This window comes from Mycobacterium sp. NPDC049093, from assembly GCF_040704635.1.
Taxonomy (GTDB): domain Bacteria; phylum Actinomycetota; class Actinomycetes; order Mycobacteriales; family Mycobacteriaceae; genus Mycobacterium.
In genome coordinates, this window is sequence record NZ_JBEZJS010000004.1 from 65,953 (window position 1) to 86,262 (window position 20,310).

General features: G+C 67.0%; 19 protein-coding genes. 10 read left to right on the top strand and 9 right to left on the bottom strand.

What is annotated here, in order from left to right; genetic code table 11:
- The first annotated feature begins 22 nt into the window (after positions 1–22).
- On the top strand, positions 23–1,168 hold the full coding sequence (locus AB0876_RS15850) for a phosphotransferase family protein (RefSeq protein ID WP_491838321.1): 1,146 nt from the start codon (positions 23–25) through the stop codon (positions 1,166–1,168).
- Positions 1,169–2,284: an Rv3169 family protein gene (locus tag AB0876_RS15855; protein ID WP_491838320.1), complete on the top strand. Its 1,116-nt coding sequence runs from the start codon at positions 1,169–1,171 to the stop codon at positions 2,282–2,284. It abuts the gene before it with no gap.
- 186 nt (positions 2,285–2,470) lie between these two features.
- On the opposite strand, the gene AB0876_RS15860 is transcribed toward AB0876_RS15855, so the two are convergent.
- Positions 2,471–2,872, bottom strand: coding sequence for a DUF4345 domain-containing protein (locus AB0876_RS15860; RefSeq protein WP_491838319.1), 402 nt, complete (start codon positions 2,870–2,872; stop codon positions 2,471–2,473).
- Between AB0876_RS15860 and AB0876_RS15865 the strand changes: the two genes are divergently transcribed.
- Positions 2,871–3,626 (top strand): helix-turn-helix transcriptional regulator, encoded by a 756-nt coding sequence (locus tag AB0876_RS15865; protein ID WP_526042383.1) that lies wholly within the window; start codon positions 2,871–2,873, stop codon positions 3,624–3,626. The two genes, AB0876_RS15860 and AB0876_RS15865, sit on opposite strands and share 2 nt — an antisense overlap.
- Before the next feature lie 19 nt (positions 3,627–3,645).
- Here the strand turns inward: AB0876_RS15865 and AB0876_RS15870 are convergent, their stop codons facing one another.
- The 4 genes from AB0876_RS15870 to AB0876_RS15885 form a co-directional block, all read right to left on the bottom strand.
- The gene (locus AB0876_RS15870; protein WP_491838317.1) at positions 3,646–4,011 is read right to left on the bottom strand and encodes a DoxX family protein; all 366 of its coding nucleotides are present in this window, start codon (positions 4,009–4,011) and stop codon (positions 3,646–3,648) included.
- Complete coding sequence (locus AB0876_RS15875) at positions 4,008–4,610, bottom strand: TetR/AcrR family transcriptional regulator (RefSeq protein ID WP_491838316.1); 603 nt, start codon at positions 4,608–4,610, stop codon at positions 4,008–4,010. The genes AB0876_RS15870 and AB0876_RS15875 overlap by 4 nt, the downstream gene beginning before the upstream one ends.
- A gap of 212 nt (positions 4,611–4,822) precedes the next feature.
- Positions 4,823–6,316: a flavin-containing monooxygenase gene (locus AB0876_RS15880; protein WP_491838315.1), complete on the bottom strand. Its 1,494-nt coding sequence runs from the start codon at positions 6,314–6,316 to the stop codon at positions 4,823–4,825.
- Between the two features lie 45 nt (positions 6,317–6,361).
- Positions 6,362–7,354 carry a TIGR03617 family F420-dependent LLM class oxidoreductase gene (locus AB0876_RS15885; RefSeq protein ID WP_526042755.1) on the bottom strand — a complete coding sequence of 331 codons (993 nt, stop codon included), beginning with the start codon at positions 7,352–7,354 and terminating at the stop codon, positions 6,362–6,364.
- A 27-nt stretch (positions 7,355–7,381) separates the two neighbouring features.
- On the opposite strand from AB0876_RS15885, the gene AB0876_RS15890 reads away from it, so the two are divergent.
- A complete protein-coding gene (locus AB0876_RS15890) occupies positions 7,382–8,743 on the top strand; it encodes a flavin monoamine oxidase family protein (protein WP_491838314.1) in 1,362 nt (453 codons plus the stop codon).
- Here AB0876_RS15890 and AB0876_RS15895 read toward each other — a convergent pair.
- Positions 8,733–9,659 (bottom strand): alpha/beta fold hydrolase, encoded by a 927-nt coding sequence (locus AB0876_RS15895; protein ID WP_491838313.1) that lies wholly within the window; start codon positions 9,657–9,659, stop codon positions 8,733–8,735. The genes AB0876_RS15890 and AB0876_RS15895 overlap by 11 nt on opposite strands.
- A 43-nt stretch (positions 9,660–9,702) precedes the next feature.
- Positions 9,703–10,800 carry an NAD(P)-dependent alcohol dehydrogenase gene (locus AB0876_RS15900; RefSeq protein WP_526042384.1) on the bottom strand — a complete coding sequence of 366 codons (1,098 nt, stop codon included), beginning with the start codon at positions 10,798–10,800 and terminating at the stop codon, positions 9,703–9,705.
- A gap of 69 nt (positions 10,801–10,869) precedes the next feature.
- Here AB0876_RS15900 and AB0876_RS15905 point away from each other — a divergent pair, with 69 nt between their 5' ends.
- Positions 10,870–11,850 (top strand): NADPH:quinone oxidoreductase family protein, encoded by a 981-nt coding sequence (locus AB0876_RS15905; protein WP_491838311.1) that lies wholly within the window; start codon positions 10,870–10,872, stop codon positions 11,848–11,850.
- A gap of 39 nt (positions 11,851–11,889) precedes the next feature.
- Positions 11,890–12,312 carry a nitroreductase family deazaflavin-dependent oxidoreductase gene (locus AB0876_RS15910; RefSeq protein WP_064929660.1) on the top strand — a complete coding sequence of 141 codons (423 nt, stop codon included), beginning with the start codon at positions 11,890–11,892 and terminating at the stop codon, positions 12,310–12,312.
- Between the two features lie 3 nt (positions 12,313–12,315).
- Here AB0876_RS15910 and AB0876_RS15915 read toward each other — a convergent pair whose 3' ends face one another.
- Positions 12,316–14,304, bottom strand: a complete 1,989-nt coding sequence (locus tag AB0876_RS15915) for an acyltransferase family protein (protein ID WP_526042385.1) — start codon at positions 14,302–14,304, stop codon at positions 12,316–12,318.
- A 289-nt stretch (positions 14,305–14,593) separates the two neighbouring features.
- Here AB0876_RS15915 and AB0876_RS15920 point away from each other — a divergent pair, with 289 nt between their 5' ends.
- From AB0876_RS15920 to AB0876_RS15930, 3 genes are read left to right on the top strand one after another with little or no spacing between them, the layout of a single operon-like run.
- Entirely contained in the window at positions 14,594–15,790 is a 1,197-nt protein-coding gene (locus AB0876_RS15920) for an acyl-CoA dehydrogenase family protein (RefSeq protein ID WP_526042386.1), read from the top strand.
- Positions 15,787–17,250: an aldehyde dehydrogenase family protein gene (locus tag AB0876_RS15925; protein WP_491838307.1), complete on the top strand. Its 1,464-nt coding sequence runs from the start codon at positions 15,787–15,789 to the stop codon at positions 17,248–17,250. Before AB0876_RS15920 ends, AB0876_RS15925 begins: the two co-directional genes overlap by 4 nt.
- Before the next feature lie 2 nt (positions 17,251–17,252).
- Entirely contained in the window at positions 17,253–18,410 is a 1,158-nt protein-coding gene (locus AB0876_RS15930; RefSeq protein WP_491839305.1) for a CaiB/BaiF CoA transferase family protein, read from the top strand.
- Here the strand turns inward: AB0876_RS15930 and AB0876_RS15935 are convergent.
- Complete coding sequence (locus AB0876_RS15935; protein WP_526042387.1) at positions 18,370–19,863, bottom strand: PucR family transcriptional regulator; 1,494 nt, start codon at positions 19,861–19,863, stop codon at positions 18,370–18,372. The genes AB0876_RS15930 and AB0876_RS15935 overlap by 41 nt on opposite strands.
- Positions 19,864–20,106: 243 nt before the next feature.
- Between AB0876_RS15935 and AB0876_RS15940 the strand changes: the two genes are divergently transcribed.
- Positions 20,107–20,256 carry a hypothetical protein gene (locus AB0876_RS15940; protein WP_088304596.1) on the top strand — a complete coding sequence of 50 codons (150 nt, stop codon included), beginning with the start codon at positions 20,107–20,109 and terminating at the stop codon, positions 20,254–20,256.
- Positions 20,257–20,310: the final 54 nt, after the last annotated feature.

Consider the following 20,310-nt stretch of genomic DNA (forward strand, 5'->3'; position numbering starts at 1 on the left):
TGTGGCCGTAAGGAACAGTTGAATGGCAAACGAGGCCGTGGACGCTCCTGTGGAGAACGTCGACCACCTGCAACGCTCCAGCCGCGACGTCACCACCCTCCCCTCGGTGCTGTCGAAATGGCTGTCCTCCGTGATGCCGGGCGGTGTCACCCCCGAAATCACCGTGGAAAGCGGTGTGGACTCAAACGGTATGTCCTCAGAAACGATCATGCTGACCGGACGCTGGCAGGAGAACGGCGAGCCGAAGGAGCAAAAGTGGGTGGCCCGCGTCGCCCCCACCCAGGACGATGTCCCGGTGTTCTCGTCGTACCGGCTGGACCACCAGTTCGAGGTGATGCGGCAGGTCGGCGAACTCACCGACGTGCCCGTCCCCAACGTGCGCTGGATGGACACCACCGGCGAGGTGCTGGGCACGCCGTTCTTCCTGATGGACCGGGTCGACGGCCAGGTTCCGCCCGATGTCATGCCCTACACCTTCGGCGGGAACTGGTTCGCCGACGCCCCGATCGAACGCCAGCGCGAACTGCAGGACAGCACCGTGGCGGTGCTCGCCAAGCTGCATGCGATCCCAGATGCCGCAGAGCGGTTCGGGTTCCTGTCCGAGATCGATCCGCCCGGGGACACCCCGCTGCGCCGGCACTTCGGCTGGCTGAAGGACTGGTACGAATTCTCGGTCCCCGATATCGGCCGCTCACCACTCGTCGAGCGAGCGCTGAAATGGCTCGAGGACAACTTCCCCGAGGACGTCGCGGCGTCCGAAACCGTTTTGACGTGGGGTGATTCGCGTATCGGCAACGTGCTGTACGACGACTTCCGCCCTGCTGCCGTCCTCGATTGGGAGATGGCGACCCTCGGCCCCCGCGAGCTCGATGTCTCCTGGATCATCTTCGCGCACATGGTGTTTCAGGAGCTGTCCGGCATGGCCGGATTGCCCGGTCTGCCCGACGTAATGCGTGAGGAAGATGTCCGCGCGACCTACCGCGAGTTGACCGGGGTAGAACTCGGCGACCTGCGCTGGTTCTACATCTATTCGGGCGTCATCTGGTGTTGCGTGTTCATGCGCACCGGCGCCCGGCGCGTGCACTTCGGCGAGACCGAGAAGCCCGACGATGTCGAAACGATGTTCTACCACGCGCCGTTGCTGCGGCGCCTGATCGAGGAGTCCTAAATGCTCGGCCCGATGGACGAATACCCCGTCCACCAAGTCCCCCAGCCGATCGCCTGGCCCGGCTCGTCCGACCGGAACTTCTACGACCGTTCGTATTTCAACGCCCATGACCGCACCGGTGACATCTTCGTCATCACCGGTCTCGGCTACTACCCCAACCTCGGGGTGAAGGACGCCTACTTCCTGGTACGGCGCGGGGACGAGCAGACCGCCGTGCACCTGTCCGACGCGATCGATCAGGACCGGCTCAACCAGCACGTGCTCGGCTACCGGGTCGAGGTCACCGAACCGCTGCGCAAGATCCGGATCGTGCTCGACGAGACCGAGGGCGTCGCCGCGGATCTCACCTGGAACGGTCTGTTCGACGTGGTACAGGAGCAGCCGCACCTGATGCGTCAGGGAAACCGGGTCACGCTCGACGCCCAGCGCTTCGCCCAAACCGGTTCCTGGAGCGGCCATCTGGAGATCGACGGCCAGCGCATCGACGTCGACCCGGAGACCTGGATCGGCTCCCGCGACCGGTCCTGGGGCATCCGTCCGGTCGGTGAGGCCGAGCCTGCGGGGCGTCCGGCCGACCCGCCGTTCGAAGGCATGTGGTGGCTGTACGTCCCGATGGCGTTCGACGACTTCTCGATCGTCTTCATCATCCAGGAGGATCCCAGCGGATTCCGCTCGCTCAACGACTGCAGCCGGGTCTTCAAGGACGGCCGCGTCGAGCAGCTCGGCTGGCCGCGGGTGAAGATCCACTACCGCTCCGGCACCCGGATTCCGACCGGCGCCACCATCGAGGCCACCACGCCCGACGGCACGCCCGTCCGGTTCGACGTGGAATCCAAACTGCCGGTGCCGATCCACGTCGGCGGCGGTTACGGCGGCGACGTCGACTGGATCCACGGCGTGTGGAAGGGCGAGAAGTTCACCGAACGGCGCACCTACGACATGACCGATCCGGCCGTCGTCGGCCGCACCGCGTTCGGTGTGATCGACCACGTCGGTCGCGCCGTCTGCACCGAAGGCAACGGTGCACCGGTCGAGGGTTGGGGCCTGTTCGAGCACGGCGCACTCGGCCGCCACGATCCGTCCGGCTTCGCCGATTGGCTCACCGTCGCCCCGTAGCTTGTCACTCGCCAGCTGGCTGTTTGTCACGCCAGAGTGGCTGTCGCCGCCGGCGGCCACTCTGGCGTGACAATGCAATGCGGGCCCATGCCACGGCGTCACGCTGGCGTGACGCTCGGGCTCGAGTGCCACTCTGGCGTGACAATGCGGCGGGAAAGCGCGGCAGCGGAAAGCTCGGCAGGACGCCTACGCAGCCCAGAACAGCGCGCCCGCGCCGATCGCCTCGACCAGGCAGTAGAACCAGTTGGGGTAGAACGACGTACGTTCGTCGAACACCGCCGATACACCGCGGCCGACTGCCATCCCGGCCAGCGCGGCGCCGACGGTGATCAGGATCCCGGTGCGGACCTCCCCCGGCGTCACGGCCGCGTAGGTCAGCACCGCGGCGATCGCGATACCGAAACCGCCATACACGCCACGGACTTCCGCGCGGGCTGCGGCCGTTCTGAGGTCGTAGTCGAACGGACGCAGAATCGTCTGCGGAGCTGCCAGGGCGTAGACACCCATGCCGAGGAAGAACACCCCGGCCACGACGATCACTGCGATAACCACGGTAGCCTCCTGATCAATTGATGAGGAGGCCAGCATGCCGCCTGAACCCGGACCCGCGCTTCCACAAACCTGCTGCCCGACGGTCTGGCTATGGCCGGGGCAGGCGCTCTACGCCGGGCCGGGACTCGGCCTTGAGCCGCATTCCGGATCGGTGTGGTGCCTGGCCGTCGGCATCGACGGGCCGCTGACCGTGACACTCCAGGGCAGCGCAACCGTCGCACGCAGCGTGTTGATCCCGCCCCGGCTCACCCATCACCTTTCGATGCAGGGCGGGTTGGTGTCGAGCTACCTCGATCCCAGCTCGCAACGCAGCGCGTCGTGCCGGCAGCAGTTCACCGAGTTCCGGGACGGCATCGGGGTAGGCCATGCCGCCGAGACCAGACTGACGGCCATGCCGGAGGACGACGAGGCCGCGCGGCGCTGGCTGGACCTGGCCGCCCCGGATACCCCTCATCGGATCGACCCGCGGATCGAATTGGTGGCCAAGCAGATTCGCGAGGATCCCGCCGCAGCGGTATCCGCACGCGAACTCGCAGCCGCCGCGGGTGTCTCCGAATCGCGGTTCCTGCACCTGTTCCGCCGCGAGGCAGGAACGAGTCTGCGGCGCTACCGGATCTGGAGCCGGCTGGTCGCGGCCGGGACTGCCGTGGCGGCCGGTGAGAATCTGACGACCGCTGCCGCCGATGCCGGGTTCGCCAGCCCGTCACACCTGGCCGACACCTTCAAGACCACGTTCGGGCTGTCGGCGACGCAGTTGTTGACGACGGGGCTGCGCATCCGCACGCCGTGACGTGGTTGGACAGCATGCCTCATACCGCGTAGGAGACCACCAGTACGAAGGCCGAGAACAGCAGCATGCCTATGCAATTGATCCAGAATTCCTGTTTGAGAAATCGGGCGCGGTAGTGCGCATAGCAGGCGCACAGGAAATAGACGACAATTCCCACATTGGCCGAGAACGCCACGCCTGGATATTTGAGACCGGCAATCAACCCGACGCCGGCAAGAAGTTTGACCACGATCAGCACCCACCACCAGTCACGAGGGAGTCCGACACCATCGAGGCATCCTTGGATGAATCGCGGCGGCTTGAGCGAGATCAGCGCGTCCCCGAGGATCACGATCGCCAGAATTGCGGTGAGCCACCACCAGTGCGGCGTGTCGATCACAATCATTCTCCTTGTCGGGTTGGTGCGATGACGCACTCGATGACGTCGCGTAGTTGGTCGGGCACCGACCGGTGTCCCAATGCCTGGTTGTTGCCGCTGAGCACAATGCCCAGGTATGCGAAGTAGATGGTGCGAGCATTGCGCGCGGCATCAGACTCGCCGAGACCGAGGTGCAGCAGAGCGGATTCGATTTCGCCCACCAGGATTTCTGCCAGATCACCAAAGATGCTCGAAGTGTGATCTCCGCGAACAATGATCGACGCATACCGGCGTGAGAGGGCTGGATCTTCGGCGAAGTAGGTCAGGAACGGTTCGAACAGTTTGGCGATCGCCTTCGGCGCATTCGTGTGAGATGGCCTTCGGGTGAGACTTTTCCGGTTGGCGTGCACCGCTGCGATCCGGTCGTCGAACACTGCCACCAACAAGCCGTCTTTGTCTCCGACGCTCATCACGGTCCCGCTGCTCACTCCGGCATCGGTTGCGATCTGCCGAACAGTCGTCGAATCAAAGCCTTGCTCGCGGAACAGCTTTTCGGCGGTCGCCAAAACCTTGCGCTGGGTTGCATCCCGCTGTTCGGCCCTTGACTGAACATGTTCAGTGAACATGTTCAGGACACTGCCACCTCGTCGGGCGCCGTGTCAAGGACGAGATTGTCCGAACGGTGGAAAAGGCGGCACACCAGCCACACTGGTCGCCGCGTGGGGGCTGCGGTTGGAACCGTTTGCCCTGCGCATCCGCACACCGTGACGTGACGAGCGTGCACAAACCGCTGACGAAATACGGCGTGTCGGGCAGCAGACACGCACGGTCGCGGTGCTTAGGAGGCCACCGACTCGGCAGCAGGGGCGCGGCCGAAGACCATCGACTCGTCGATGCGGTCGAAGCGGTGGTCGATGGCATCCAGCACGTAGTTGTGCCGCACGTGCCACGGCCGCTTGGTGCCCGAACGCGGCAGCGCATGCTCGGAACGCTGGATATAGCCGGCCTCAAGGTCCCAGGTCCGCTTCTCCGGCATCGGCGCCGCACCCTTGTGCGGGTAGGCGTGGGTGTAGCCGTGAGCGCCCATGTAGGCCAACAGGTTTGCGAACGCCCGCGCGGTCATGTCGGCGCGCAGCGTCCACGACGCGTTCGTGTAGCCGATGCACCAAGCCAGGTTCGGGACATCCTCGAGCAGGAACTCCTTGTAGACATACCGCTCGGTCGGCTTGACCTCGTGACCGTCCAGCGACAACCGGATGCCGCCGAGGGCCTGTAGTTGCAGGCCGGTCGCGGTGACGATCACGTCGGCATCGACCCGCGCGCCCGACTTCAACACGATGCCCGCGGCGTCGATGTGGTCGATGTGATCGGTGACGACATCGACCCGTCCGTCGCTGATGTGCCCGAACAGATCCCCGTCGAGCACCAGGCACAACCGTTGATCCCACGGCTTGTACCGCGGCTTGAAATGTACGTCGACGGGATACCCCTCGGGCAGCAGGGCCACCGTCCGGCTGCGCAGGAACCGGCGACCGAGGTCGGGTGCCTTACGGAAGAAGAAGTAGCTCAGCACGTGGATCATCGCGTTGCGGAACCGCACGATCTGATGAGAGAGCTTGCGCGGAAGAAACTTACGGATCGCCTGCACCGAGGGAACGATGCGGTCCGCCGCCACCATGTAGGTCGGTGAGCGCTGGAGCATCGTGACGTGCGACGCCTGCTGTGCCAGAGCGGGCACCAGACTGACCGCGGTGGCCCCACTGCCGATCACCACGACGCGCTTGCTCGAGTAATCCAGTGACTCGGGCCAGAACTGCGGGTGCACGACGTCGCCACCGAACGTCTCGATGCCGGGGAACTCCGGGGTGTAGGGCTCGTCGTAGTTGTAGTAGCCGGTGCCGCAGAACAGGTACCGGCACCGGAAGGTCACGGCCTGGCCGTCCTGCTCGGTATGCACCGTCCAGGTGTCGGTGCCCGAATCCCAATCCGCCGACAGCACACGGGTGTTGAACCGGATATGGCGGTCGATACCGTGTTCCCGGGCAGTCTCGGTCAGGTAGTCCCGAATATCGCTGCCGTCGGCGACGTTCTCCGGCCGGGTCCAGGGTTGATACGGGAAGCTCAGCGTGAAGATGTCGCTGTCCGAGCGGATCCCCGGATACCGGAACAGGTCCCAGGTGCCGCCGATCCGCGCCCGGCGTTCCAGCACGGTGTAGGTCAGCCCGGGACTCTTCTCGTGGACACGATAGGCCGCGCCCAGCCCCGAGATCCCGGCCCCGATGATGAGCACATCCGAATAGTCCGGATCCGCCGCCTGGCGATCACCGCCCATGGCGAACCTCCTTTGGTCCCGACGAGTACCACCCACCCTAGGCGTTCAGTCGCGCAGCGCGTCGACGATCTGGGCAAGCGAATCCACCGCGATCGGGCCGGGTTGGTACAGGCAGATCCGCTCGGACACCCCGGCCACGCGGTCCCGGATGTGGGCGGCGACATCGGCGGGGCTACCGCAGGCCGCGATGGTGTGCAGCACCTCGTCGTCGATCAGCGAACCCATCTCCTGCCAGCGGCCCTGCTTGGACAACGCGTTGAGTTCCGGCTGCAGGTCACCCCAGCCGTGCACGTCCAGCACCGGGCGATAGGCCGGGGTCGAGCCGTAGAAGGCCAGCAGCCGCCGCGTCGCGTCGTGAGTCGGGTCATTTTCGGATCCGACCGACACGATGATCTCCGGAACGATCGCCAGCTCTCCCGCGTCACGTCCGGCGGCGGCGAGCCCGTCACGCACCGCGGGCAACGTCGCCTCGTGCAGGAACCGCTTCGACCCGAACGGCATGACCAGCAGGCCGTCGGCGAACTGCGCGGTGGCCCGGGTGAGCCGCGGGCCCAGCGCACCGACATAGATCGGCGGCGGACCGTACGGGTTGTCCCGCGGGGTGAACGTGGGCGTCATCAAGGTGTGCCGGTAGTAGTCGCCTCTGAAATTCAAGGAGTCGAGTCCGTCTGGGTTCTCCCAGGCAGCGAAGATCGCCCGCAACGCCGCGACGAACTCGGACATCCGGGCCACCGGCCGGTCGAAGTCCGCACCGAAGCGCTTCTCGATCTGTGTCCGGATCTGGGTACCGAGCCCGAGCGTGAACCTTCCACCGGACAGGATCTGGTGGTCGATCGCCTGGTGTGCCAGGTGAATCGGGTTACGGGGAAACGCAATTGCCACATTCGTCATCAGGTCGAGATCCCCGACCGTGGAAGCGAGCGTCAGCGGGGTGAACACGTCGTGGGGTCCCTCGAAGGTGAACACCCCACTGGCACCGGCCTCGCGCAGGGCCGCAGCCCGACCCATCGCGTCGCGCGGCCCGAACAACGCTGTCATGACCTTCACGCGTGAGAGCCTAGACAGGTGAGCATCCCAACGAGCACCGACGTCGTCGTCGTGGGTGCCGGTTTCGCCGGCCTGTCCGCTGCCCGCGCCCTGACCCGGCTCGGACACGAGGTGGTGGTGCTCGAGGGCCGCGACCGGGTTGGCGGACGCTCGTCGACCACCACGATCGCCGGCGTGCCGGTCGACCTGGGCGGCACGTTCGTCGGCCCCACCCAGGACGCGGTGCTGGCGCTGGCCGACGAACTCGGGTGCCGCACCGTGCCCACCTACGACCGCGGCAAGAACCTGATTCGCTGGCATGGCCGGGTCCGGTCCTACCGCAGCACGATCCCGCGGCTGTCGATGATGGAACTGTTCGACGTATCCCGCATCCAGTGGCGCTTCGAACGGCTCTGCCGGCTCATCCGGGTCAATGAGCCGTGGAAGAGTTCGAACGCCGAGAAGCTCGACGAGCTCACGCTGGAGCAGTGGCTGCGCTCGGCCGGGGCCAACGCCTCGACGCGCAACCTCATGGCGATCATGTCCCGGGTCACGTGGGGCGCCGAGCCCGACGAGGTGTCGATGTTGCACGCCGCCCGCTACGTCAAGGCCGCCGGCGGGCTCGATCGCATGCTCGACGTCCGTGGCGGCGCCCAACAGGACCGGTTTCCCGGCGGCACCCAGCAGATCGCGTCGAAGATGGCCGAGGAACTCGGAGATCGGGTGGTGCTCGACGCCCCGGTGGGCCGCATCGAACGCCACGACGACGGCACCGTCGCAGTGACATGTCCCTCCGGCGTGGTGCAGGCACGCGCGGTGATCGTGGCGATCCCGCCACAGCACCGGACCGGGATCGAGTTCAGCCCGGCGCTGCCCAAGCCATATACCGACTTGGCGGCGAACTGGCCGCAGGGCAACCTCAGCAAGGCATATGCCGCCTATGAACGACCGTTCTGGCGCACCAACGGTTGCTCAGGCGAAGCATTGTCCGACGAGGGCCCCGTCTTCATCACCTTCGATGTGAGCCCGGCGGACGGCAGTTCCGGCGGACCCGGAATCCTGCTCGGGTTCACCGACGCCCGCACCTTCGACCGGTTGTCACCCGCGGAGCGCCGCGAGCAGGCCCTGTCCGGGTTCGCCACCCTGTTCGGCGACGCGGCCCGCCAACCGATCGATTACGTCGACCACTGTTGGAGCGCAGAACAATTCGCTCCGGGCGGGCCGACGGCGGCGGTGCCGCCGGGATCGTGGACTCAGTACGGCAAGTGGCTGCGGGAACCGGTGGACGCGATCCACTGGGCCGGCACCGAAACCGCGAATGAGTGGACCGGGTTTCTCGACGGAGCGGTGCGGTCCGGCCAGCGTGCGGCCGCCGAAGTCGCAGGTCGCCTTACTGATTGACCACCTGGGGCGACGCGACCGATTCGGCCAGCGCCCGCAACTGGGCGTTCACCTGCGACGGGCATTCCAGGATGGCGCAGTGCCCACCGGGCATCTCGACGAAGGCATGCAGGTTCGGGGCGTCGGCGGCGATCCGGCGGGCGGCGTTGATGGGTAGCAAGCGGTCCTTGGAGCTGCCGATCACCAGCGTGGGCACCGACAGGTTCTGCAGCGAGATGTGTTGTGGGCCCAGCCCGTTCACCAGCGTGCGGGCCCAGCCGCCGCGTCCGGCGGCCGGAGTCTCGGCGAACAGTTGATAGATGAACTCAGCGACCGACGGATCGGCGTCACGGCCCACTGCCAGACGGGCGACGAATCGCTTGTTGGGACGCTCGACGATCCGCGGCATCCGCGTACCGCCGAAGGTCCGGATCGCCGTGCCGGCTGCCCGGGCCCGCGTCGACGCCAGCGGGGCCGGCACCCTCAACAGCTTCACGTCGCGCACCAGGTCTCCGGTGGTGGTGTTGATCAGTGCGACGGCGTCGGCACGGGCGGGAACCCGGGCCGGATAGCGTTGCGACCATGAAGTGATCGCGATACCGCCCATCGAATGCCCGGCGACGACGGCACGTTCACCAGGCCTCAGCGTGGCGTCGAGTACCGCGTCGAGATCGGCGGCGAGGTGGTTGAGGCTGTAGCGGTGACGCCCGCGCGGGGTCTCGCTGTGGCCGTGTCCGCGATGGTCGTAGGCGATGACGCGGAAGTCCGTGGCCAGATCGGCGATCTGGTGCGCCCAGACGCCGATGGCACACGTGATGCCGTGAGCCAACACGATCGGGTAGCCGTCCTCGGGCCCGAACACCTCGGCATGCAGCCGCACGCCGTCGACGGCGCGCACCTCGACAGTGCGTCCCGGTGGTAGCTGGGGAAGGGTCATGATGCTCCGATCGTTGGCGTCGTTGCCGGGTGAAACAGAGGCATTACGAGCTTACCGTTTGGGTAATCAGCACGGGTTTTACCACGTCAGCGGACTTTGCGGCGGCCCACGCGCGGCCGAAGTCGTCGAACGGGTAGCGGCTGACGAACTTGTCGAGCGGTAGTTCGCCACGCCGGTACAGATCGACCAGGCGCGGGATGAAGGTCTGCGGTTCGCTGTCTCCCTCGACCACACCGCGCACGCTCAGCCCCTTGCCCATGATCGCGGCGACCGGCAGTTCGGCCGTCAACGCGCCGAGGCCCAGTAGCGCCAGGGTGCCGCGCTCGCGCAACACCGTGATCGCTGTCATCAGGACGTCCGGGCGCGCGGTGGTGTCGACTGCCGCGGCCGCTCCCCCGGTCAGCTCGAGCACGGCCGCGGCCACGTCGCCGCCGGCGGTCGGGTCGATCGTGGCGGTGGCACCCAACTCGATTGCCAGCGAACGTCGTTCGGCGATCGGGTCGACTGCGACGACGGACCGGCACCCCGCAATGCGGGCGCCCATGACCGCGGAAAGCCCCACCGCGCCGGCCCCGAACACCACAAGTGCATCCGTGGGTTGCGGCGCAAGCACATTGAGCACGGCGCCCACCCCGGTCTGCACGCTGCAGCCCAGTGGGGCGGCCAGCGCGGGGTCGATCGGCTGGGGCAGCACCACAGCGTTGCGGCTGCCGGCGATCGCATACGTGCAGAAACTGGACTGGCCGAAGAAGCCGCTCCCGATGGGGACACCGTCGGCGTGCAGCGCGCTGGACTCTCCGCGGGTGCCGCGCATGTTCAGGTCGGTGGAACGTTCGCAGTAGGCCGGGGTGTCCGCCTGGCAGTTGGAGCAGGCGCCGCAACTGGCGAAGGTGAGAACGACCTGGTCCCCCACCGCGGGTACGGCATCCGGCCCCGCCTCGATGACCGTGCCCGCACCTTCGTGACCGAACACCATCGGCAGCTTTCGAAACCGCGCCGCGACACTCACATCGGTGTGGCAGATGCCCACTGCGTCGATGCGAACCAGCACTTCGTCGCCGCGGGGTGGACGAATCTGCACGTCGGTGAGCTGGGGATCGGCTCCGGCGTCGAGCACCACCGCAGCGCGGGCGTTGAGCATCCGGTGATGCTAAGCCACGGACTTGACACCTGTCACAATTGGCTGGCGACCCACCAGAAGGAGACAACGATGCGTGCAGCACAGATCACCCGACTCGACGGTCCGGACGCGGTGCGGGTGGCCGAGGTGGAGGAGCCCTCCAGTGCCGAGGGCGCCGATCAGGTCGTGATCGACGTCCACGCCGCTGGGGTCGCCTTCCCTGACGCCCTGCTCACCCGGGGTCTCTACCAGTACAAGCCGGAGCTTCCGTTCACCCCGGGCGCCGAGATCGCCGGCGTGGTGCGCAGCGCCCCCGCCGATGCCCATGTCGCCGCCGGCGACCGCGTGCTGGGCCTGACCATGCTGTCGGGCGGCATGGCCGAAGTCGTCGCCCTGCCTTCCGAGCGCGTGTTCCCCCTACCGGACGCCGTGTCGTTCGAGGCCGGCGCCGGCATCCTGTTCAACGATCTGACCGTCCAGTTCGCCCTGCGCACCCGCGGCCGGCTGGCCGAGGGCGAGACCGTCCTGGTGCACGGCGCCGCGGGCGGCATCGGCACCTCGGCGCTGCGGCTGGCCCCGGCATTGGGAGCCGCACGCACCATCGCGGTGGTATCCACCGAGGAGAAGGCCGAGATCGCCAGGGCCGCAGGCGCTTCCGACGTGGTGTTGGCTGACGGGTTCCGCGATGCGGTGAAGGAACTCACCGGCGGGCGGGGCGTGGACATCGTGGTCGACCCGGTCGGCGGGGATCGCTTCACCGACTCGCTGCGATCGCTGGCCGTGGGCGGACGGCTTCTGGTCATCGGGTTCACCGGCGGCGAGATCCCTACCGTGAAGGTCAATCGCCTACTGCTCAACAACGTCGACGTCGTCGGCGCGGGGTGGGGCGCCTGGACGTTCTCCCACCCCGGCTACCTGCAGGAGCAGTGGGCCGAACTGCAGCCCCTGCTGGCCTCCGGCGCAGTGCCCGCACCACAGCCCGAGGTGTTTCCGCTCGAGCAGGCCGCACAGGCCATCGCGTCGCTGGAGAACCGCAGCGCCAAGGGCAAGGTGGTGCTGAAGCTGCGGTGACCCGGGAATAACAGCGCCCGCGCCGGTGTTGCGGGGTGCGTGAGTGAACATGCCGAACTGAGCCCGACCGACTGGGTACGCGACCAGACCCAACGCATCCTGGAACAAGGCACCACCGAGGGCGTCGAGGTGCTCGACCGTCCGATCGTGCTGTTCACGACGACGGGCGCCAAGTCCGGCAAGAAGCGGTACGTACCGCTGATGCGCGTGGAGGAGAACGGCCGCTACGCGATGGTGGCCTCCAAGGGCGGCGCACCGGAGCATCCGTCGTGGTACTTCAACGTCAAGGCCAACCCCGCCGTGACGGTGCAGGACGGCGACAAGACGGTCTCGCTGACCGCCCGCGAAATCTCCGGTGACGAGCGCGAACACTGGTGGAAGCTCGCCGTAGAGGCCTACCCGCCCTACGCCGAATACCAGACCAAGACCGACCGACAGATTCCGGTCTTCATCGTCGAATGACGACTACCACCATCCGAGGGCGTCGGACATCTGCCGCGCCAACTCGGTGGTGAGTGTCCGCACGTAGGTCGCCGACAGGTGGTGGGCATCGTGGTACACCAACACGTTGCCCTCCACGGCGCGGCAGATCGTCGGCCGGCACACCGCATCGGTGAGGTCGAGAACCTTCATCAGCGGATAGTCGGCCAGGTAGTCAAGGGTCGGATTGCGTTGCGCCAGGGCTTCGTTGCGCGGTACCCCACAGGACTCGACGTCACCGCCCTTGGACAGGCAGTCCACCGGCGAGAAGAACCAGCCGTCACGGAGCATCCACGGCGTGTCACGCATGCCGAGCATCGGAATCCCATTGGCGGACAACTCATCCCATATGCCCAGATAGTAGTCGGGCACGTAGTCGCCCGGGCCGTTGAGGATCGGGCGCGTCGAGGTGAAGAACACGTAGTCCGGTCGGTCGGCGATGATCTGCGCCAAGGCGTTGTCCGACCACGTTCGACAGGACGGATATTTCTCGAACGACCCCGCGATGATCGGCACGGGTTTGGTGGTCAGCGGACAACCGAACTTCAGGTAGGTGGTCACCTTGACGCCGTGTTGGCGTCCGATCTGATGTAGCGCCGTCAGCCAGTGCTCGGAATGCGACCCACCCGCCAACGCGATGGTGTGGGCGCCGTTGGGATCTCCGTACACGCAGGTGACGACCTCGCCACCGGTGAACCCCGTGACGCAATGATCGATCGACGACGGCGGGATGTCGTCATCTGCTTCCAGCGCGCTCGGGCGCATCGGCAGTTTGGCGACCCGGTGATTCTCGGTGAGCGCGAGCGCGCCCGGGTAGTCCCGCATCGACAGCATGCTGAGTTCCGCGCCGCTGGCCCGGGCGAGGGCGACATGTCCGCGCCACATCAGCGACGACGCCACCAGCAGCACCGTCATCAGCAGCACCGCGGCACCCGGCACAGCCCACATGCGGGCAAGCCGATACCACCGGGCTTGCCATTGCGCCCTGGCTGACCATGCGGTGAGCCAGGCAATCAGGACGGCGGCCAGAGCGACAGCGGCGCCATCGGCCAGGCCGACGGCATCGTCATTGATGAAGGCCAGCCAGAAGATCAACAAGGGCCAGTGCCACAGGTACAGCGGGTAGGCCATCGATCCGAACGCGACCAACGGGCCGCTGCGCAGGATTTCGTTCGCCCTCGGCGGCATCGCCTGGGCTGCGCTGACTATCACCAGCACGGTCGCCGCCACCGGAATCAACGCCCAGGCGCCCGGGGACTGCACCGTCCGGTCCGTGAGCACACCGCACACCAGGATCGCCGCCAGACCGGCCGCGGCGACACCGGCGCGCAGCCAACACGGCCACCGAAGTCGACCCACCGGCCCGGCCACGAGTGCCGCCGCGAGAACCCCGGCCAACACCTCCCAGGCCCGGGCGAAGGTGCTGTAGTAGGCGAGCATCGGGCTATCCGACTGCGTCGTGACCGCGTAGTACAGCGAGGCCGCCAGCGCGACAGCGGACACCCCGACCAGGATTGTGGGTCGTGCGAGGCGTCCCCGACGCGCCGTCACCGCCATGACCACCCCGGCGAGCACAAAGAACGCCAGAGTGAACTGGCCCAGCATCGAGAGCGCCCACAGGTGATGCAGCGGGGTCACTGTCTCGCCGGCCTGGACATAGTCGTCGGCCGAGCCCAGCAACTGCCAATTCTGATAGAAGCCCAGGCTGGCCAGGGTCTGATCAGCGAAGGCCTCCCACCTGGTCTCCGGCTGGACAAGAACCGTCAGCACCGCACACACGGCCAGCGCGAGAACCAACGGAGGCACCACCCGGCGCACCACCCGGCCCATCTCTGCGGCCAGCGCCGCGGGGCTCGCCAGGCTGCGCAGAACCCGACCACCGATGAAGAAGCCGGTCAGAACCAGCAGGACATCCAGCCCGCCGCAGGCCCGCCCGAACCAGAAATGGCAGATGACGACCATCACGATGGCCATACCACTCAACCCGATCAGGTCATCGCGAACCCGCCGCGCAACGGAAGGTACGAGAACCGGATCGCCAACAATCACCTGCACACTGAACTTTCCCTGGGGTGTCTTCGCCGGTCACTGACGAAGGAACACCCTCGGGCCACGCCGTTCGCCGCACCGAGCATAGGCCACCCAACCGGGTGGTCAGGTCCGGCAACTGGGTACCCGAATTCTCCCTATCGGACAGGTAGTAAGCCCCTGTTGTACGAATCGGACATAGGCATGTGCGCGCGGGCAAATCTAGCCTGGAGGCATGACCGCCACCGCCACACCGGCTGCCAAGAAGTCCACCTACCGGCCGCTGGAGCTGTTCGACACCGACCGGTTGCTCGACGACGACGAACGCGAGATCGCGGCGACCGTGCGCAAGTTTGTCGATACCCGCCTGCGGCCCAACGTCGGCGAATGGTTCGAATCGGCCACCCTGCCCCGGGAGCTGGCCAAGGAGTTCGGCAAGCTCGGCGTTCTCGGTATGCACCTGCAGGGCTACGGCTGTGCGGGCACGAACGCCGTCAGCTACGGGCTGGCCTGCATGGAGCTGGAGGCCGGCGACAGCGGGTTCCGCAGCTTCGTCTCCGTCCAGGGCTCGCTGTCGATGTTCTCCATCTACCGCTACGGCTCGGAGGAACAGAAGAACGAATGGCTGCCCCGGCTGGCCGCCGGTGATGCGATCGGCTGCTTCGGCCTGACCGAACCCGACTTCGGTTCCAACCCGGCCGGAATGCGCACCCGCGCCCGCCGCGACGGAAGCGACTGGGTGCTCAACGGCACCAAGATGTGGATCACCAACGGCAACCTCGCCGACGTGGCCACCGTGTGGGCGCAGACCGACGAGGGTATTCGCGGCTTCCTGGTGCCCACCGACACCCCGGGCTTCACCGCCAACGAGATTCACCGCAAGCTCTCCCTGCGTGCCTCGGTCACCTCCGAGCTCGTGCTGGACAACGTCCGGCTGCCCGCCTCGGCGCAGCTGCCGCTGGCCGAAGGACTGTCTGCCCCGCTGTCGTGCCTCAACGAGGCCCGGTTCGGCATCGTGTTCGGCTCACTCGGTGCGGCCCGCGACAGCCTGGAGACCGCGATCGACTACGCCGGCTCGCGCGAGGTGTTCGACAAGCCACTGACCAGCTACCAGCTCACCCAGGAAAAGCTCGCGAACATGACGGTCGAACTCGGCAAGGGGATGCTGCTGGCAATCCACCTGGGCCGCATCAAGGATGCCGAAGCGGTACGGCCAGAGCAGATCAGCCTGGGCAAGCTCAACAACGTCCGCGAAGCACTGGCCATCGCCCGTGAATGCCGGACACTGTTGGGCGGCAGCGGCATCACCCTCGAATACTCGCCGCTGCGCCACGCCAACAACCTCGAATCCGTCCTCACCTACGAGGGCACCTCCGAGATGCACCTGCTGTCCATCGGCAAGGCGCTGACCGGGCAGGCGGCCTTCCGTTGATGACCGCTGCCATCGAGCACCTGATCGGCGGACAATGGGTACCCGGCACCGGCGACACGCTGCTCAGCGTGAACCCGGCACAACCGAGTCTGGTTGTGGCCCAGGGAAGTAATGCCCGCACTTCCGACGTCGACGCCGCGGTGGCCGCCGCCACCGCGGCAGCGCCGGCCTGGGCCGCCACCCCGATGCACCAGCGCGGCACGGTCCTGCTGGGCGCCGCGGACATCGTCGACCGCCACGCCGAGGCGTGGGGGCTCGAGCTGGCGCGTGAAGAGGGCAAGACGAAAGCCGAAGGCGTCGGCGAGGTTCGGCGGGCCGCCCAGATCCTGCGCTACTACGGGAACGAGGGTGATCGGCAGGCAGGCGAGATCTACGCCTCGCCCCGGGCCGGTGAACAGATCCTCATCACCCGAAAGCCGCTCGGCGTGGTCGGGGTGATCACCCCGTTCAACTTCCCCATCGCCATTCCGGCCTGGAAGATCGCGCCCGCATTGATCTACGGCAACACCGTCCTGTGGAAACCGGCGAGCACCGTTCCGCTGCTGGCGATCCGACTCGCCCAGGCGCTCAGCGACGGCGGCCTGCCCGCCGGCGTGCTCAACCTGCTGATCGGCGGATCCGACGTCGGCAACGCCATCGTCGACCACCCCGGCATCGACGGCATCACGTTCACCGGTTCCACCGGGGTCGGACGGCGTATTGCCGCGTCCGCAGCCGCGCGCGGAGTCCCGGCGCAGGCCGAGATGGGCGGTAAGAACGCCGCCGTCGTGCTCGACGACGCTGATGTCGAACTGGCCCTCGAGCAGGTGATGCTCGGCGCGTTCCGCTCGACCGGTCAGAAGTGCACCGCCACGTCCCGCCTGATCGTCACCGACGGGATCGCCGACGAGTTCCTGGCCGCGCTGGCCGAGCGCGCCGCGTCCCTGACGGTCGGGGATCCGACCGACGACGCAACCCAGATGGGGCCTGTCGTCAATGACGCTGCACACCGGTCTATTTCGGCGGGGATTCAGAACGCTGCCGCGCAGGGTGCCACGGTGTTGACCGGTGGCACCCCCTACTCGGAGGGCCTGCTGGCCGAGGGCTACTTCATCGCACCGACTGTCGTCGAACTCAACGGCGAAGCCGCCGACGTGTGGACCGACGAATTGTTCGGACCGGTCCTTGCCGTCAAGCGGGCCGCCGATGCCGACGCCGCGTTCAGCCTTGCCAATGACAGCGAGTTCGGGCTCTCGGCAGCGATTTTCACCCAGGACCTGACCCGGGCGCTGCAGGCTGTCGAGCAGATCGACGTCGGCGTGCTGCACGTCAACTCCGAGTCTGCCGGTGCCGACCCGCATGTACCGTTCGGCGGAGCCAAGAAGAGCGGGCTCGGCCCCAAGGAGCAGGGCGGCGCCGCACGGGAATTCTTCACCCACACCACCACGGTGTACCTGCGGGGCGGGCGGCCGGGCGCATGAACGTGAGCACGGGTGCCCTCGACGGAGTCGTCGTCGTCGATTTCAGCCGCGTCCTTGCCGGGCCGTACGCGACCATGATGCTCGGCGACTTCGGCGCCGAGGTCATCAAGGTCGAACGCCCGGGCACCGGCGACGACACCCGCGCGTGGGGTCCGCCTTACGACTCGACCGGCGTGGCAACGTATTTCAACGCCGTCAACCGCAACAAGCGTTCGGTGACGCTCGACCTCACCGACCCCGACGACCGCGAGCACGCCCGATCCCTGGTAGCCCGCGCCGACATCGTGGTGGAGAACTTCCGGCCGGGGACGATGGAGAAACTCGGCCTGGGCTACGAAGATCTGCGGGCGATCCGTCCCGATCTGATCTACTGCTCGATCACCGGGTTCGGCCGGGACGGCGGCGCCGAACTGCCGGGCTATGACCTGCTGGTGCAGGCGGTCGGCGGGTTGATGAGTGTCACCGGAACCGAGCCCGGCGATCCGACCAAGGCCGGCGTGGCCCTGGTCGACGTGCTGGCCGGCCTGCACGCGCTGAGTGGAATCCTGGCGGCGCTGGCGCACCGCGACCGCACCGGAGTCGGACAGCGCGTCGACACCAATCTCTTCTCGGTGTTGTTGTCCTCCATGGTCAATCAGGCTTCCGGGTACCTCGGGGCCGGCGCGGTGCCGCAGATCATGGGCAATCGCCATCCGAGTATCGCGCCGTACCAGACGTTCGACACCGCAGACCGGCCCATCGCGGTCGCCGTCGGCAACGACAAACAGTTCCGGTCCTTCGCCGCCGCCATCGGCGAACCACAGCTGGCCCAGGATCCCCGGTTCGCCACCAATCCGGACCGGGTCGCCCACCGGGATGCATTGTGCGCCATCATCGAAACCGCGCTGAAGAGACACGGTGCCGATCACTGGTACGCCGCGCTGACCGCCTCTAGTGTGCCGGCCGGCCCGATCAACGACCTGGCGGAGGCATTCGCGTTCGCCCACCGACTCGGCTTGGAAGCGACCGTCGCGGTGCCCGGAACACCCACACCCCAAGTGGCCAACCCGATCACCTTGTCGGCGACCCCGGTCAGCTACCGCAGTGGACCACCACGCCTGGGCGCCGGCGACGACGCTCTCAGCCCGGCCGGCGAGACGCCAGCAGCTGCCAGGCCTTGAGCGCCAACCACAGCTGTGCCCGGGTGTCGGCCGATTCAAGGTCGTCACCCAACAGTTGGGAGATCCGCCGCATCCGGTTGCGCATGGTGTGGCGGTGCACCGCAAGCTCGGTGGCCGCCGCCTCCATCTGACCGTTGCGGCCGAGGAAGGCCGCGAGGGTGGGGATGAGATCCTCCCCACCCGCCAGTGCGTCCAATGGAGCTGCCAACACCCGTAATTCGGTCGTGCTCCGACCCTCGAGCAGCACACCCATCGGGCTGAGTTCACCGAATTCGGTGAACCTCCCGCTGCCGGAATGCGCCGCGATGCGGGCCTGCTCCAAGGCCGTGGACAGATCGGTCAGCCCGGCAGTTCGGCTCATCCCACCGCTGACCGTGATTCCCGTCTTTTGCTCGAGTTCCTCGATCACCGTGCGGATGCGACGTCGGCTCCCGGCCGCCGGCACGATGATCACGATCTCGTCACCCATCGGGGCCATCAGAAACGATGTCAGTACCCGACCCAGCACGTGCTGCGCGGCCAGCAGCGGGCCCGCGCCGGTGAACGACGCCACCACGATGTCGCCGTCGGGCTCAAAACCGAAGTAACGCAACACCGCACCGTCGACAGCACCCGCGCCGGAAATCATCTCGCGGGCCACTGCAGTCCGCAACAGCTGCTCGGCATCGACCACCCGGGCCGGTTTCTCGATCGCGATCGAGATCAGCGACACGGCATGGGCGACCAGGAGCCGGTCGGCATTGGACATCGGATCGGACGTGCGTATCGCAAGCCGTCCGCGAACGGGCTGGGCGGCCCGTAGATTCTGGATGGTCACATAGGCATCCCCGTCGGCGGTGACATGGGCTCCGTGCCGACGCGCGGTCTGAACCTGCTCTCCGAGCACGGCGGTCAGCCGCTCCCGGTCGTCGCCGCCGGCCGCCAGCACAGTGCCGTCGTTGTCCACCACGACGACGGTCGCGGACAGACGATCCGCCAAAGCGTCGACCACCCCGGGAATGCCGCCCCGCAGTGTCGCCCGGGCCAGTACCTCCTGATCGTCGACCACGCGCTGCACCGAGCGCAGTTCGTCGGCCTTGAGCGCGTCGATCACCGCCCGCGCGATCGCGATGAACGGCGTCGACGCGGGCACTTCGAGCACGGGAATCCCCAACTGATCTCCGGCGGCACGTACCGCCGGCGGGATGTCGGCGATCATGGTGCCGGTGTCGACGGCCAGCGCCGCGGTACCGGCCGCGGCCAGGCGTGCCACGTAGGCGAATTGCGCGTCGGCGTCCGCTCCGATGTTGATGCCGGTCGTCATCACCAGCTCGCCGCCGGCCAGATACGGAGCCGGGTCGGGCAACTCGATCGCATGCGCCCACGAGATCTCGCGGTCCGCGCCGCGCGCTCCGGCCACCAGGACCAGACCGAGACTGTCGACCTCGGTCAGATCCCGCACGGTGAGTGCCACAGGAGAAGTCTTACTCCTTTTCCGCAGTCGGCGGCATCACCACGGCACTTGACTGTGACCGCGCCCACTCCCTTCCGGCGAAACAGGTTGAGCTGTAGCGAAACTCACACTCTAAGAATTGCTTTTAGACAGCCGCTGCGAGGACCATGGGAGATGTCCATTTCGCTCGGGCGATCCCCGAGGTGTGGACGTCAACAAACAACGAGTACCCGTGATCCGGGGCACTTTCGAGGAGTGAGAAGTATGTCCTTCGCACAGTTTCGCGCAAACCAGAAGCGCGCCAACATGCGGCGCCGCCTCTATGCGCGGATCAACGAACTGCCGAACTCGTCGGTTCGCGAAGAGTTGATCGCAGTAGTTCAGCGGCACGAGCTTCAGGATGCAGATCACTGAGATGACGATTCCGCTGTACAGAGCCGGTGGCCCGAAGGCCTCCGGCTCTGTTGT